We start from the raw sequence: 14,357 nt of genomic DNA on the forward strand, positions 1-14,357 counted from the left end.
GTCAGTGAAGTCCAGCCGACTCATCTCGATCCTTCTCCTGCTCCAGACCCGGAGCCGGATGACCGCCGCCCAGCTCGCCGACGAGCTGGAGGTGTCGGTACGGACGGTCTACCGCGACGTCGAGTCCCTGCACGCGGCCGGCGTGCCGCTCTACGGCGACGCCGGCCATTCCGGCGGCTACCAGCTGCTCGCCGGCCACCGCTTCTCCCGGCTCACCGACCTCTACACCGGGGAGGCGGAGGCGCTCTTCCTCGCCGGGATCCCCGGCGCCGCCGCCGAACTCGGCCTCGGCGCCCACTTCGTCGACGCCCAGCTCAAACTGCGCGCCTCCCTGCCCGCGCCGCTGCGCGACCATGTCGACCGGCTGCGGTCCCGGTTCCACATCGACGCGCCCGGCTGGTACGCGGAGAACACCGACGCGCCGTTCCTGCCCCAGGTCGCCGAGGCCGTGCGCGCGGGCCGCGTCCTGGCTGCGCGCTACCGCCGCTGGAAGGAGCCCACCGACGTCGACCGGCGCCTCGAACCGTACGGCCTGGTCCTCAAGGCTGGCCGCTGGTACCTGGTCGCCGCCCCCGGACCGCGTACGTACCGGGTCGACCAGTTCCTCGAACTCGTCGTCACCGACGAGGAGTTCGACATCCCCGAGGACTTCTCGCTGCCCGACTGGTGGGCCGCCCACCAGGTCGCCTTCCGGGCCCGGCTGCACGGCGGCGACGCCGTCGTCCTGCTCTCCCCGGACGGGGCGAAGCGCCTCACCGGCGAGGCGGCGCGGGCCCTCGCCGCCACCGGACTCCCCGAGCCGGACGGCCGGATCCGCGCCACCCTCCCGATCGAGTCGGTCGCCCACGCTCACCACGCCTTCCTCGCCCTGGGCGCGGACATCGAGGTCCTGGAGCCCGTGGAGCTCCGCGACCGCCTGACCGAGACCGTCTCCCGGCTGGCGGCCCGGTACGGAGTCACGCCTCCGTCGCCCACACCTCCGCCGCGAAGGTCCTGAAGTCGCGCGGTTCGCGGCCCAGGACCCGCTTCACGCCGTCCGTCACCGAGGCGTTGTGGCCGTCGAGCAGCATCGCGAAGAGCGCCGAGAGCCACTGTGCCTCCGGCTCCGGGAGCCCGAACGCCTGGAGCAGGGAGGCGTATTCGCCCTCGGTCAGCGGGACGTACGCCACCTTGACGCCCGACGCGGCCGACAGCTCCTCCGCCACCTCCGCGAAGGTCAGCAGCTGCGGGCCCGTCACCTCGTGCACCAGGCCCGCGTGGCCGTCCTCGGTCAGCGTCGCCACGATCACGTCCGCCAGGTCGTCGGCGTGGATGAACGGCTCGGCCGTCCCGCCCGCCGGGAAGGCGAGCGTGCCCGCGGCGACCCCGTCCGCCAGAGCGCCCTCCGTGAAGTTCTGCGCGAAGAACGAGGCCCGTACGACGGTCAGTTCGGCGCCCGAGGAGCCGAGCCCCGCACGCAGCGCCTCCTCCGCGTGGACCGCGTCCGGCTCGCCGCGCCCGGAGAGCAGCGTCAGCCGCCGCACTCCGTTCGCCGCGGCGAGCTCGCCGAAGGTCCGCATCGCCTCGGCCGCGCCCGGAGCGGCGAGGTCCGGGTAGTAGTTCACGTACGCCGTGTCCGCGCCCCGCAGCGCCGGGGCCCAGGTGTCCACGGACTCCCAGTCGAAGGGGGTCGCGCCGGACCGGGAGCCCGCCCGTACGGTCGCGCCGCGCGCTTCGAGCCGCTCGGCGACCCGGCGGCCCGTCTTGCCGGTCGCACCCGTCACCAGGACCGTGCCCGGGCGGTTCGCGTTCGTGTTCTCGTCGGTGGTCCGCGTGTTGTTCGTGTTCGTCGTCATGGCTCAAGACTCGCGGGATCCGGCCCCGCGTCCCATGCTCCACGAACTCACTCCCATACGCGTGCGTCTACTCTTGCGCCCCATGGACGCTCTCGCCGGACTCCTCGACGGACCACGCGCCAAAGGGGCCTTCCTGCTGCGGATGATCATGGAGTCGCCGTGGTCCGTACGGATCGAGGACCGCGCGCCGCTCTGCCTGATGTGCGTCACGGAGGGCGAGGCGTGGATCGTCCCCGACCGGGGTGATCCCGTCCTGCTGCGCCCCGGCGACGTCGCGATCGCGCGCGGCCCGGAGCCGTACACCGTCGCCGACGCGCCCGATGCCCCGCCCCGCGCGCGGATCGGCCCCGGCGGCGTCTGCACCACCCTGAGCGGGGAGCCGCTCGCCCAGTCCATGCACCTGGGCGTACGGACCTGGGGCAACGCCCTCGACGGCGCGAACACGGTGCTCGTCGGCACGTATCAGATGGGCGGCGAGGTCAGCCGGCGCCTCCTCGACGCGCTGCCGCCCCTGCTGCACCTGCCCACCGACGTGTGGAACTGCCCGCTGATGCCCTTCCTCGACGAGGAGATCTCCCGCGACGAACCCGGGCAGAGCGTCGTCCTCGACCGCGTCCTCGACCTGATCCTCATCGCCGCCGTACGGGCCTGGTTCTCCCGGCCCGGCGCGCAGGCCCCCGCCTGGTACCGCGCCATGGCCGACCCCGTCGTCGGCCGCGCCCTGCGCCTGCTGCAGAACGACCCGGCCCACCCCTGGACGGTCTCCTCGCTCGCGGCCGAGGCGGGCGTCTCGCGCGCCGGGCTCGCCCGCCGGTTCGCCGAGCTGGTCGGCGAGCCGCCGATGGCGTACCTCACCGGCTGGCGGCTCGCACGCGCCGCCGACCTGCTGCGGCAGACGGACGCGACGGTCGAGTCCGTGGCCCGGCAGGTCGGCTACAGCAGCGCCTTCGCGCTGAGCGCCGCGTTCAAGCGGGTCCGGGGGGTCAGCCCGCAGGAGTTCCGGCGGCGGGGATAGCCCGGCGGCGGGGGTGAACCCTGTTGCCGGAACGGCAATAATTCTCGCGTTTCTCGCGCACCGCCCGCAGGCTGTCGCCATGACTCACGACACGCACGGCCACGACCGCGAGCACACCCCCGGGCAGCACCACCACGGCCACGACCACAAGGGCGGCCACCACCACGCCACCCACCTCGACTGGGCCGCGATGGCGCCGCTCCTGGAGCGCCAGGCCGACATCCACAGCCCCCTCTACACCCAGGCCGCCCAGTGGCTCGGCGAGCTCGTCCCGGCCGTCGGCGTCCGCCGGGCCCTCGACGTCGGCAGCGGCCCCGGGGTGATCTCCGCCCTGCTCGCCGAGGCCTTCCCGCTCGCCGAGGTGGTCGCCGTGGACTCCAGCCCGGAGCTCCTGGAGCGGGCGCTCGGACGCGCCGAGGCCAAGGGCCTGACCCGCCGCCTCACCACCCTGCACGCCGAACTCCCCGCGGACTTCGACGCCTTGGGCGAGGCCGACCTGATCTGGGCCGGCAACTCCACCCACCACATCGGCGACCAGCGCGCCGCCCTCGCCTCCTTCGCGGGACTGCTGCGGCCCGGCGGCCTGATCGCCCTCGTCGAGGGCGGGCTCTACGCCCGCCACCTGCCCCGGAACATCGGCTTCGGCCGGCCCGGCCTGGAGACCAGGATCGAGGCCGCGCACGCCGACTGGTTCGCCCAGATGCGGGCCGAACTCCCGGACAGCAAGGACGAGGCGGACGACTGGCGCGGGCTCCTCGCGGCGGCGGGCCTCACCCCCAGCGGCACCCGGACGTTCCTCACCGATGTCCCGGCGCCCCTGCCCGCCCTCCATCGGGAGCAGATCGTCGCCGACTTCACGCGGCTGCGGGAGCCGCTCTCCGAGCGGCTCGACGCGGAGGACCGGGCGAGCCTCGACCGGCTCCTCGACCCGGAGGACCCGCTCTCCGTGCACCGCCGCACGGACCTCTTCATGCTCTCCGCCTCCACCGTCCACACCGCCCGCAAGGGCTGAGCGTCACACGGAAGGCGCGGACACCGGCTCCAACTGCCACCACTGGGAAGGGGAGTCGGTGTCCTCCCACTGCCGTACGTTCCCGCCGTCGTCCATCGAGCCGTCCTCGACCTCCAGGAGCAGCCCGCTGATGAAGCTCACCAGCGCGACCGTGCCCGGCGACTGGAGGTCCTGCTCGATGATCCACTCCTGTGCGCCGAAGTTGTTCGCCTTCCACTGCTGGATGTTGGCGCCGTTCTCCGTCGACGCGTTCGCCACGTCGAGCCGCTTGCCGCTGGCCGCGTTCACCAGGTGGTAGAGGCCGCCGCCGTTGGGCACGGGCAGGATGTGCCAGTGCTGGCCCGGTGTGCCGTTCTCCTTGCCCTGCTGCACGTTCGCGCCGCTGCGGCTCGACCCGTCGTACACCTCCAGAAGCAGCCCGCTGGCCACGTTCCGTACCCGGTAGAGACCCTCGTCGACCGGCGTGGGCGAACCGCTCGCACTGCTCACTGCGCGAACTCCTTTTCCTTGACCGTGATGTTCTTGGCGGTGATGTCCTGGACGGTGATGTCCTTGGCCGTGGTGTCCTCGGACGTGCGATGGAAGGCGCGCCGGTAGGCGGCCGGGGAGATGCCGACCTGGGCGCGCATGTGCTGCCGCAGCGAGTTCCCGCTGCCGAAGCCCGCCCGGTCCGCGATGTGGTCCACGGTCAGATCGCTGGTCTCCAGCAACTGCTTGGCCAGCTCGACCCGTTGGGCGGTCAGCCACTGGCCCGGGGTCGTCCCGGCCTCGTCCCGGAAGCGGCGCGTGAAGGTCCGTACGCTCATCCGCGCGTGCGCCGCCAGCTCGGTCAGCGTCAGCGGACGGTCGAGCCGCTCAAGGGCCCACGCGCGCGTGGGGGCGGTGGTCGTCGTGGTCGGCTCGGGGACCGGGCGCTCGATGTACTGCGCCTGCCCGCCGTCCCGCCACGGCGGGACGACACAGCGCCGTGCGACCGCGTTCGCGGTGGCGCTGCCGTGGTCGCGCCGGACCAGGTGCAGACAGAGGTCGACCCCGGCCGCCGCCCCCGCCGAGGTCAGGACGTCCCCGTCGTCGACGAAGAGCACGTCCTCGTCGAGGCGGACCAGGGGGAAGAGCGACTGGAAGTGGGCGGTCTCCCACCAGTGGGTGGTGGCGGGGCGGCCGTCGAGGAGTCCGGCGGCCGCGAGCGCGTACGCGCCGTTGCAGATCGACACGACCCGGGTGCCCGGCCTGATGCGTGCGAGCGCGCCGGCGACCAGGACGGTGAGGCTGCCGTCGTCGGCGAGGGTGCGCATCTCGACCGTGGGCGGCACGACGACGGTGTCGGCCGCCGCCAGCTCCTCGGGGCCGTGCTCGGGGACGACGGAGAAGCCGTCGGCGGTGCGCACGGGTGAGCCGTCGAGCGAGCAGACGCGCACGTCGTACAGGGGCCTGCCGTCGTTCGTGTAAGCGCCGCCGAGGATGCGGGAGGGGATGCCCAGCTCGAACGGGATGACGCCGTCCAGGGCCAGGACGGCCACCCGGTGGAGCGGGGGCGCGTCAGCCGGTCGCTCTCCCGGCGGGAGGGGCACGCATGAGGTCATGGCCAGATTCTGTCACATCATGGCGTTCTGGCCAGTACCTGCCGGGGTCGCCCCGGCCCAGGCTGGTGGCCATCAGGCAATCGCCCGGCACCAGGAGCCGTCCTCATGAACGACACCGCCACCGACGCCCCCGCCACGATGCGCGCGATCACCGCCACCGCGTGGGGCGGCCCCGAGGTCCTCGCCGAGGCCCGGGTCGCCCGTCCCGAGCCGGGTCCGACCGAGATCCTCGTCCGGGTCCACGCCGTCGGCGTCAACCCCGCCGACTGGAAGATCCGCGCCTCCGGCGGCTTCGGCCCCTGGGGCGAGCCCCCGATCCTCGGCTGGGACGTCTCCGGCGTCGTCGAGGCCGTCGGGTTCGGCGTCACCCTGTACGCGCCCGGCGACGAGGTCTTCGGCATGCCGCAGTTCCCGCAGCAGGGCGGCGGCTACGCCGAGTACGTCGCCGCCCCCGCCCGCCGATTCGCCCGCAAGCCCGCAGGGCTCAGCCACGTGGAGGCCGCCGCGCTGCCGCTCGCCGGGCTCACCGCCTGGCAGGCGCTCGTCGAGACCGCCCGTCTGCGCGCAGGCCGGCGGGTCCTGGTCCACGCGGCGGCCGGCGGCGTCGGCCACCTCGCGGTACAGATCGCCAAGGCGCGCGGCGCGTACGTCGTCGGCACCGCCAGCGGCGCCAAGCACGACTTCCTGCGCTTTCTCGGCGTGGACGAGCCCATCGACTACACGACGACCGACTTCGCCCGGGCCGTACGCGACGTGGACATCGTCCTCGACTGCTACGGCGGCGACTACGGCACGCGCTCGCTGCCCGTGCTGCGCGACGGCGGTTCGCTGGTGACGCTGCCCTCGCCCGACGACGTGCCCGCGTCCGTACGCGGCATCCGCACCGGCTTCACCCTGGTCGAGCCCGACTACGCCGGACTGCTCGCCCTCGCCGCGCTGGTCGAGGCCGGACAGTTGAGGCCGGAGGTCGACACCGTCCTGCCGCTCGCCGAGGCCGCCGAGGCGCACGCACTCGGCGAGTCGGGCCGGACGCGCGGCAAGCTCGTCCTGACGGTCTGACCACCGTACGAGCGGCCGTACGCCGAGGTGGGCGCCGGAAGAAACCGGCGCCCACCTCGGGCCGTACCAGGCGCTCAGGCGCCGACGTTGAACTCGGCCGGGTTCGGGCCCAGGCGCCGGTTCTCGTCTAGGACCGCGATCGCGGCCATGTCCTCGTCGTCGAGGGTGAAGCCGAAGACGTCGATGTTCTCGCGGATACGGGACGGGGTCACCGACTTCGGGATGACCACGTTCCCCGTCTGCAGGTGCCAGCGCAGCACCACCTGGGCCGGGGTGCGGCCGTGCTTCTGCGCGACGGCGACGATCGCCGGGACGTCGAGCAGCCCCTTGCCCTGGCCCAGCGGCGACCAGGCCTCGGTCGCGATGCCGTGCCGGGCGTGCGCCTCGCGCGAGGCGTGCTGCTGCAGGTGCGGGTGGAGCTCGATCTGGTTGACGGCGGGGACGACCGAGGTCTCGCCGATCAGCCGCTCCAGGTGCTCCGGAAGGAAGTTGGAGACACCGATCGCCTTCGCCCGGCCGTCGGCCAGGATCTTCTCGAACGCGCGGTAGGTGTCGACGTACGCGTCCTTCGCCGGCACCGGCCAGTGGATCAGGTAGAGATCCACGTACTCCAGGCCCAGCTTGTCGAGCGACTCGTCGAAGGCCCGCAGGGTCGACTCGAGGCCCTGCTCGCTGTTCCACAGCTTGGTGGTGACGAACAGCTCCTCGCGGGGGACGCCGGACGCGGCGATGGCGCGGCCGGTGCCCTTCTCGTTCGCGTAGATCGCGGCAGTGTCGATCGAGCGGTAACCGGCCTCCAGGGCCGTCGCCACCGCGCTGGTCGCCTCGTCGTCCGGAACCTGCCAGACGCCGAAACCGAGCTGCGGCATCTCCACGCCGTTGTTCAGGGTGAGGGAGGGGACCTTGTTGTCCGTGCTCACGTGCTGTCGATCCTTACGTCTCGGGGGGTGGTACTCCCCACGTCAACACGGACACTGCCCATCTCATTCCCCGCGCCCGCGCCCGTCCCCGTGAGCGCTCTCCTGCGGGGCGGTCGAGCCGAGGTACGCCTCCCTGACCGCCGGGTCGGCCCGGACCTCGGCGGCCGTCCCCTCGGCGAGCACCCGGCCGAGGTCGAGCACGACGACCCGCGAGCACAGCTCCATCACGAAGGCCACGTTGTGCTCGACGAGCAGCACCGCGCAGTTCTCCTCGTCCGCCATGTGTCGTATGACGGCGGCCAGTTGGCGCCGCTCCTCGGCGGTCGTGCCCGACGCCGGCTCGTCGAGCAGCAGGACCCGGGGCGGGTCGGCGAGCGCCCGGGCGAGTTCGACCATGCGGGCCTGCCCGACGGGCAGCGCGCCCGCGTACGAACCCGCCAGGGCGTCAAGGCCGCACTCGTGGAGCACGGCCGCCGCCCGCTCCCGGTGGCGTGCGCCCCGGCGCGCCCCGCCCCGCCAGTCCTGGGCCACGACCAGGTTGTCCGCCACCGTCAACTGCCCGAAGAGCTGCTGGCGTTGGAAGGTCCTGCGGATGCCGTTGCGGGCCCGCCACACGGGGGAGCGGCGGGTGATGTCCGTCCCCGCGTACGAGATCCCGCCCGCGTCCGGGCGGCGGATGCCGGACAGCACGTCGAAGAACGTCGTCTTGCCCGCGCCGTTGGGCCCGATGAGGCCGCAGATCTCGCCCGGCCGGACGTCGATCGTCACGTCGCGCAGGGCGTGGACGCCGCCGAAGCGGACGGAGATCCCGCTCGCGCGGAGCATGGCAGCGGTCATCGGCGGACTCCCGTCCCCAGGTAGGCCTCGGCGAGCCGGTCCGGATCCACCTCGGACCTCGGCCCGGACCAGGCGGTCTCGCCCTGCGCGAGGTACGCGACGGCGTCGGCGAGCGCGAGCACCTCGGCCGCCTTCTCCTCGACCAGAACGAGCGCGGTCCCGTGCGCACGGAGCTCGGTGAGGAGCCCGAAGACCTCGTCCACGACGCGGGGCGCGAGCCCGAGGGACGGCTCGTCGGCGACGAGGACCTCCGGCGGGTGCTGGAGGAGCGGGGCGAGCGCGAGGAGCTGCTGCTCCCCGCCCGACAGGGACCCGGCGTGGACGCCGCGACGGGCGGCGAGCACGGGGAAGCGGGCGTAGACGGCGTCCCGGTCCTCGGCCCCCGGCAGGTGCAGGGCCAGGTTCTCCTCGATGGAGAGCCCCGCGAAGATCCCCCGCCCCTCGGGCGCGAGCCGCACCCCGCGCCGCGCCCGCGCGACCGCCGAGTCCCGGGTCGCGTCCTCGCCCCGTACCCGTACCAGACCCTCGGCGGGCCGCAGCAGGCCCGCCGCGACCCGGCACAGGGTCGACTTCCCGGCCCCGTTCGGACCGAGCAGCACGAGCACCTCGCCCGCGCGCACCGCGAGGTCCACCCCGTGCAGCACGGCCGCGCCGCCGTACCCGGCCCGGACGCCCCGCAGTTCGAGCGCGGGCACCTGCCCGGCGGCCGCTTCGGGCTGCCGGGGTCGTACCGCTTCCCGTACGGGCTGGGCCGGAATCGCCGAAGCCGACGGAGCCGAGGAAGCCGCCCGCGCCGCCCGCCGCGAAGGCCAGGCCGCGCAGTACCCGTCCGGGTCGTTGGCCAGGGCGAGGCCCGCCAGGCCGAAGAGGATCACCGGCAGGTGCGCGGACTCCGTCACGTACGTCGCCATCAGGTGCGGGACCACCGCGAAGACGAGCCCCGCCACCACCGCGAACTGCGGGCGCCGCACACCCGCCGCGACCACGACGGCGAGCCACACCAGGCCCGTCATGGCCGTGAAGTCAGTCGCCGTGATCCGTGTGCTGTACGAGGCGAGCAGCACGCCCCCGAACCCCGCGAGCCCCGCCGACACCGTGAAGAGCAGGAGCTTCGTCCGAACCACCGACACACCCGACGCGGCTGCGGCCTCCGGCGCGGAGCGCACGGCCAGGATCGCCCGGCCCCAGCGCGAGCCGCGCAGCCAGGTCAGCAGCGCCACGACCGCACCGCAGAGCACCACGAGCGCGAGGCCGAGCGCCCGGTCGTCGCCCAGGTCCAGCGGGCCGACGACGGGCCGGGGGATCTCCCAGCCGGTGTCGCCGTTGCGCAGCCATCCCAGTTGAAAGAGCACCTGGTCCGCCAGGAAGGCGAGGGCCAGCGTGGCGAGCGCCAGGGACCGTCCGCCGAGCCGCAGCGCGGGCAGGGCCACCACCGCGCCGAGCACCGCCGCCGCGACCGTGCCGACGGCCGCCGCCGCGACGAACGGCCAGCCGTGGCTCATCAGCAGACCGGCGACCAGGGCGGCGCCGGTCACGAACGTCGCCTGGGCCAGCGACACCATCGCCCCGAGCCCGGTGACCACCGTGAAGGACATGAACACGAGCCCGATGGCCAGGCCTTGGGCCAGGATCCCGCTCCAGAAGGGCGTGGTGACGGTGTAGAACGCCGTACCGAGGAGCACTCCGCCCACCACCCACGCGCCCCATCTGCGGCCCCAGCCCTTCCCGGCCAGGTAGTCGACCGGCGGCGGGTCCGCCGCCGCCGTGCCCGCCGCGCGCCGCCGTTGGGCGAGCACGACGAGGCCGGCGAAGAGGATGAGGAAGGGGACGGCGGTACGGAAGCCGGTGATGTCCTCTGCGAACGAGGAGTACCCGGCCACCAGGTTCTGCAGCACTCCGAGTCCGAGACCGCCCGCGAACGCGAGGGGCACGGAGGCGAAGCGGCCCAGGACCGCCGCCGTCGCCGAGACGAAGAGGAACAGGGTGTAGTCGTGGGCCGAGAGGCCGAGCAGCGGGGTCGCGAGGACCCCGGCGAGCCCGGCGAGGCCCGAGGAGAGCATCCAGGCGATCGAGGACAGCCGGTCGGCGCTGATGCCGCGCAGCTCGGTCAGCGAGCGGTTGTCGACGGCGGCGCGCAGCAGCAGTCCGAGCCGGGTGTGCCGCATCAGCACCCAGAGCCCGGCGGCGGCGAGCGCCGTCGCGACCCAGGTGATGAGCTGGTCGGAGTCGATGCCGACGCCGTCGAGGAGCTGCCAGGACACCGCCGGGCTCGGCCCGACGCCCGGAAGCCCGAACTGGTTCTCGGCGGGCAGGACCGGCGCCCCGGCCCGCTCCAGGAGCTCGACCGCCCACAGCCCGGCCGCCGGCAGGGCGACCAGCAGACCGATCGTCGCCACGATCTGCGCGGTCTCTCCGACGCCCGCCAGCTTCCGGAACATCAGCCGGTCGAGCCCCCAGCCGAGGCCGGGCGCGACCACGCACACCAGGAGCAGCGCGGTGGGCACGGCCGGCCAGCCGAAACCGGAGTGGAGCTCGTAGAACGCCAGCGCGCACAGGTACGCGGTGGCGCCGTGCGCGAAGTTGAAGAGCCCGGAGGCGGAGTACGAGAGCACGAGCCCGGTCGCGAGCAGCGCGTAGAGCGCGCCCGAGACAAGACCGCTCAGGACGAAGCCCAGCAGGTCACCCACGCGAACGCGCCCCTCAGCCGAACGGGATCGGCGGGTAGCACTTGAACGGCACGGCGACCTCGTACCGCCCGTTCTTCAGCCGGACCAGCGACCCGCAGCCGAAGCTCTCCTTCTGCCCCTTGGGCAGGGCGCGGTCGCCGACGAGCGTGCCGGTGTCGGAGAACCCGGACGCGGCCTTCTGGAAGGACTCGACGGTGAGGTCCTTGCCGGCCTTGGCGGCGACGGAGAGGAAGAGGTCGGCGCTCATGTAGCCGGTGAGCATGTGCATGTTCAGGGGGATGTCCTTGCCGCCCGCGGCCTTCCTGATGTCCTCCTTGAACTGGCGCATCGCCGGGCTGTCCGCCTCGAAGGGCTGGAACTGGAGCAGCACGTGCACCCCGTCGAGCGCCTGCTTCGTCGCGTCCTTGGCGAGCAGCCCGGGGTCGTAGTCCGTCGGGTCGGTGAGGATCCCCTTGTAGCCGGAGCGCTTGAGGGCGGTGAACAGGCCGATGTTGTACGGCGTCTGCATCACGGAGACGACGGCGTCGGGCGCGCCGCCGCCGGGCCCCGAGCGCAGGATCTCCTTCGTGTAGGCCGACCAGTCGCTCGGCATCGAGGTCGCGGGCACCACGGCCTTGGCGTACGGGACCTGGAATCCGGCCGACTTGAAGCCCTGGGTGAAGGTACGGATGCCGAACTTGCCGGCGTCGTTGTCGCCCGCGATCAGCGCGACCGACTTGCCGCGCGCGCCGCCGAGGACGGCGGCGAGACCCTCGGGCCAGGTCTGGTTGAGGGTGCCGCCGGGGGTGGGGACGAGGCAGCCGTTGAAGCCGTAGATGTACTCCGGGCCGCAGAAGGAGGGGAGCGTGCCCCAGCCCACGGTCGGGACCTTCTGGCCGTTGAGGAAGTCGGCTCCGGCGAAGGTGACCGAGCTCATGGGGGAGACGGCGAAGACCTTGTCCTGCTGGACGAGCTTGCGGGCCGCGGCGAGGTTCTTCGCCGGGTCCTGGCCGTCGTCCTCGGCGCCCAGGTAGTCGATCTTCCGGCCGTTGATCCCGCCTTCGGCGTTGGCCCGGTCGTAGCGGGCCCGGGCGCCGAGGTCGGTGTCCTTCTTGGAGTAGCCGCTCGCGGTCGTCATGGAGACGATCCCGCCGACCTTGATGGCGTCGGCGGTGACTCCGCGTACGGAGGCGCCGGAAGAGCCGGACGCGCCGGGCTTCTCCGAAGTGCCTCCGGTGGAGGCGGAGTTGCAGGCGGTGGCGAGGAGCAGGGCCGCCGCGGCGGCGGCGAGGGTGCGGATCGGTCGCAGCACGGTCGGTCGTCCCTCCGTCGGGTGACCGCATTCTGTGACCGTGCTGATGAAGGGGCAATAACTGATACAACGTCAATTGACGATGCGTCAGAAAGGTTTGCCCGCGGCCCGGATCAGCCGTACAGCGCGTTGACCTCCGTCGCGTACGCCTGCTCGATCGCCTTCCGCTTCAGCTTCAGGGAGGGCGTGAGGAGGCCGTGCTCCTCGCTGAACGGATGGGCCAGGATGCGGAACGTCCGGATGGACTCGGCCTGCGAGACCAGGGTGTTGGCCGCCACCACGGCCCGCCGGATCTCCGTCTCCAGGCTCGGGTCGCGCACCAGCTCGCCGGGCGGCAGCGGCGGCCGCCCCTGCATCGCCAGCCAGTGCTCCACCGCCTCCTGATCCATCGTCACCAGGGCGGCGATGTACGGCCGGTCGTTGCCGACCACGATGCACTGCGCGATCAGCGGATGCGCCCGTACCCGCTCCTCCAGACCGGCGGGCGAGACGCTCTTGCCGCCGGAGGTCACCAGGATCTCCTTCTTCCGCCCGGTGATCGTCAGATAGCCGTCCTCGTCGAGCGCGCCGAGGTCCCCGGTCGCCAGCCAGCCGCCGTTGAGGACGGCGGCGGTCGCCTGCGGATTGTTCAGGTATCCCGAGAAGATCTGGCCGCCGTGCAGCCACACCTCCCCGTCCTCGGCGATGTGCACCGTCGTCCCCGGCACCGGCTGCCCGACCGTTCCGTACCTGACCCGCTCGGGCGGATTGGCGGTGGCCGCCGCCGAGGACTCCGTCAGGCCGTACCCCTCGAAGATCGTCACCCCGGCCCCCTCGAAGAAGAGCCCGAGCCGCCGGTCCATGCCCGAGCCGCCCGACATCGCGTGCCGGACCCGCCCGCCCATGGCCTCGCGGACCTTCCCGTACACGACCTTCTCGAAGAACTGGTGCTGCATCCGCAGCCCCGCCGACGGGCCGGGGCCGAGCCCGAAGGCCTTGTGCTCCGCAGCCTCCGCGTACTTGACCGCCACGTCGACCGCCTTGTCGAAGGGCCCCGCCTTCCCCTCGCTCTCCGCGCGCCGGCGGGCGGCGTGGAAGACCTTCTCGAAGACGTACGGCACGGCCAGGATGAACGTCGGCCGGAAGGCCGCCAGGTCCGGCAGGAGCGCGGCGGCCTGCAGGACGGGCTGGTGGCCGAGCTTCACCCCGCTCTGGATCGCCGCCACCTCCACCATCCGCCCGAAGACATGGGCGAGCGGCAGGAAGAGCAGCGTGGAGGCCTCGTCGCCCGGCTTGGAGTGGAAGACCGGCTCCCAGCGGCCGGTCAGCATGTCCGTCTCGAACATGAAGTTGGAGTGGGTGATGACACAGCCTTTGGGGCGGCCCGTGGTGCCCGAGGTGTAGATGATCGTCGCCACCGACTCGGGCGTCACCGCCCGGCGGTGCCGCTGCACCACGTCCTCGTCGATCTCGGCGCCCGCCGCCGTCAGTTCGGCGACCGCGCCGGCGCCCGCGTCGAGCTGCCACAGCCGCTGGAGCCTGGGCAGCCGGTCGACGACCGAGCCGATCGTCATCGCGTGGTCCTCGGACTCCACCACGCAGGCGGTGACCTCGGCGTCGTGCAGCATCCAGTAGACCTGCTCGGCCGAGGAGGTCGGGTAGATCGGCACCGGCTGGGCGCCGACCGTCCACAGCGCGAAGTCGAACAGGGTCCATTCGTAACGGGTCCTGGCCATGATGGCGACCCGGTCCCCGAACCGAACGCCGTGCGCGATCAGCCCCTTCGCGAGCGCGAGCACCTCGTCCCGGAACTGCGCCGACGTCACGTCACGCCACTGCCCGGTGGCGTCCTTGCGGCCGAGCGCGACATGGTCGGGGGTCTGCTCGGCACGGTCGAACACGGCGTCCGCCAGACCGCCGACCTGAGGCGCCGCCTCGATGGGCGGCACGGTGAACTCGCGCAATGACCTGCTCCTCGAACGCTCGATGTCGCGCTCCGTACGGCGCGGGTGACGGTACCCCACGGGCCCGACGGGCGGGAGGGCCTTCACCAAGCCGGGACATTGGGTGTTCTCACAGGTCAGGGGAGTTTGAGAGAGCAACTGAGGGACTGCGGAGGGCGGTTACTGACTGTTGAGT

The 14,357-nt window shown here is 72.9% G+C and carries 12 protein-coding genes; 4 read left to right on the top strand and 8 right to left on the bottom strand.

Annotation, left to right across the window (positions count from 1 at the left end; genetic code table 11):
• Positions 1–4: 4 nt before the first annotated feature.
• Positions 5–997 carry a WYL domain-containing protein gene (locus AB0F56_RS00505; protein ID WP_362002483.1) on the top strand — a complete coding sequence of 331 codons (993 nt, stop codon included), beginning with the start codon at positions 5–7 and terminating at the stop codon, positions 995–997.
• On the opposite strand, the gene AB0F56_RS00510 is transcribed toward AB0F56_RS00505, so the two are convergent.
• A complete protein-coding gene (locus AB0F56_RS00510) occupies positions 957–1,835 on the bottom strand; it encodes an NAD(P)H-binding protein (protein ID WP_362002485.1) in 879 nt (292 codons plus the stop codon). The genes AB0F56_RS00505 and AB0F56_RS00510 overlap by 41 nt on opposite strands.
• An 82-nt stretch (positions 1,836–1,917) precedes the next feature.
• Between AB0F56_RS00510 and AB0F56_RS00515 the strand changes: the two genes are divergently transcribed.
• Positions 1,918–2,850, top strand: a complete 933-nt coding sequence (locus AB0F56_RS00515) for an AraC family transcriptional regulator (RefSeq protein WP_362002487.1) — start codon at positions 1,918–1,920, stop codon at positions 2,848–2,850.
• A gap of 79 nt (positions 2,851–2,929) precedes the next feature.
• Positions 2,930–3,862 carry a class I SAM-dependent methyltransferase gene (locus AB0F56_RS00520; RefSeq protein WP_362002489.1) on the top strand — a complete coding sequence of 311 codons (933 nt, stop codon included), beginning with the start codon at positions 2,930–2,932 and terminating at the stop codon, positions 3,860–3,862.
• A 3-nt stretch (positions 3,863–3,865) separates the two neighbouring features.
• Here the strand turns inward: AB0F56_RS00520 and AB0F56_RS00525 are convergent, their stop codons facing one another.
• Both AB0F56_RS00525 and AB0F56_RS00530 read right to left on the bottom strand, forming a co-directional pair.
• The gene (locus AB0F56_RS00525) at positions 3,866–4,351 is read right to left on the bottom strand and encodes an RICIN domain-containing protein (protein WP_362002491.1); all 486 of its coding nucleotides are present in this window, start codon (positions 4,349–4,351) and stop codon (positions 3,866–3,868) included.
• On the bottom strand, positions 4,348–5,445 hold the full coding sequence (locus tag AB0F56_RS00530; protein ID WP_362002493.1) for a helix-turn-helix domain-containing protein: 1,098 nt from the start codon (positions 5,443–5,445) through the stop codon (positions 4,348–4,350). Before AB0F56_RS00530 ends, AB0F56_RS00525 begins: the two co-directional genes overlap by 4 nt.
• A gap of 105 nt (positions 5,446–5,550) precedes the next feature.
• Here AB0F56_RS00530 and AB0F56_RS00535 point away from each other — a divergent pair, with 105 nt between their 5' ends.
• On the top strand, positions 5,551–6,504 hold the full coding sequence (locus AB0F56_RS00535; RefSeq protein WP_362002495.1) for an NADP-dependent oxidoreductase: 954 nt from the start codon (positions 5,551–5,553) through the stop codon (positions 6,502–6,504).
• Positions 6,505–6,578: 74 nt separating this feature from the next.
• Here AB0F56_RS00535 and AB0F56_RS00540 read toward each other — a convergent pair whose 3' ends face one another.
• The 5 genes from AB0F56_RS00540 to AB0F56_RS00560 form a co-directional block, all read right to left on the bottom strand.
• Positions 6,579–7,373 (bottom strand): aldo/keto reductase, encoded by a 795-nt coding sequence (locus AB0F56_RS00540; RefSeq protein ID WP_362003184.1) that lies wholly within the window; start codon positions 7,371–7,373, stop codon positions 6,579–6,581.
• A gap of 114 nt (positions 7,374–7,487) precedes the next feature.
• The gene (locus tag AB0F56_RS00545; protein WP_362002497.1) at positions 7,488–8,261 is read right to left on the bottom strand and encodes an ABC transporter ATP-binding protein; all 774 of its coding nucleotides are present in this window, start codon (positions 8,259–8,261) and stop codon (positions 7,488–7,490) included.
• Positions 8,258–10,948, bottom strand: coding sequence for an ATP-binding cassette domain-containing protein (locus AB0F56_RS00550; RefSeq protein ID WP_362002498.1), 2,691 nt, complete (start codon positions 10,946–10,948; stop codon positions 8,258–8,260). The genes AB0F56_RS00545 and AB0F56_RS00550 overlap by 4 nt, the downstream gene beginning before the upstream one ends.
• A gap of 13 nt (positions 10,949–10,961) precedes the next feature.
• On the bottom strand, positions 10,962–12,239 hold the full coding sequence (locus AB0F56_RS00555; protein ID WP_362002500.1) for an ABC transporter substrate-binding protein: 1,278 nt from the start codon (positions 12,237–12,239) through the stop codon (positions 10,962–10,964).
• 113 nt (positions 12,240–12,352) lie between these two features.
• Entirely contained in the window at positions 12,353–14,182 is a 1,830-nt protein-coding gene (locus tag AB0F56_RS00560) for a long-chain fatty acid--CoA ligase (protein ID WP_362002502.1), read from the bottom strand.
• Positions 14,183–14,357: the final 175 nt, after the last annotated feature.

The sequence above is a fragment of the Streptomyces sp. NPDC026092 genome (assembly GCF_040638605.1).
In the GTDB taxonomy this organism is placed as follows: Bacteria; Actinomycetota; Actinomycetes; order Streptomycetales; family Streptomycetaceae; genus Streptomyces.

What these genes read in the sequence shown, in the direction of transcription:
- AB0F56_RS00510 (WP_362002485.1), bottom strand. Translation starts at nt 1,835, where the DNA reads ATGACGACGAACACGAACAACACGCGGACCACCGACGAGAACACGAAC.
- AB0F56_RS00515 (WP_362002487.1), top strand. Translation starts at nt 1,918, where the DNA reads ATGGACGCTCTCGCCGGACTCCTCGACGGACCACGCGCCAAAGGGGCC.
- AB0F56_RS00520 (WP_362002489.1), top strand. Translation starts at nt 2,930, where the DNA reads ATGACTCACGACACGCACGGCCACGACCGCGAGCACACCCCCGGGCAG.
- AB0F56_RS00530 (WP_362002493.1), bottom strand. Translation starts at nt 5,445, where the DNA reads ATGACCTCATGCGTGCCCCTCCCGCCGGGAGAGCGACCGGCTGACGCG.
- AB0F56_RS00535 (WP_362002495.1), top strand. Translation starts at nt 5,551, where the DNA reads ATGAACGACACCGCCACCGACGCCCCCGCCACGATGCGCGCGATCACC.
- AB0F56_RS00540 (WP_362003184.1), bottom strand. Translation starts at nt 7,373, where the DNA reads ATGCCGCAGCTCGGTTTCGGCGTCTGGCAGGTTCCGGACGACGAGGCG.
- AB0F56_RS00545 (WP_362002497.1), bottom strand. Translation starts at nt 8,261, where the DNA reads ATGACCGCTGCCATGCTCCGCGCGAGCGGGATCTCCGTCCGCTTCGGC.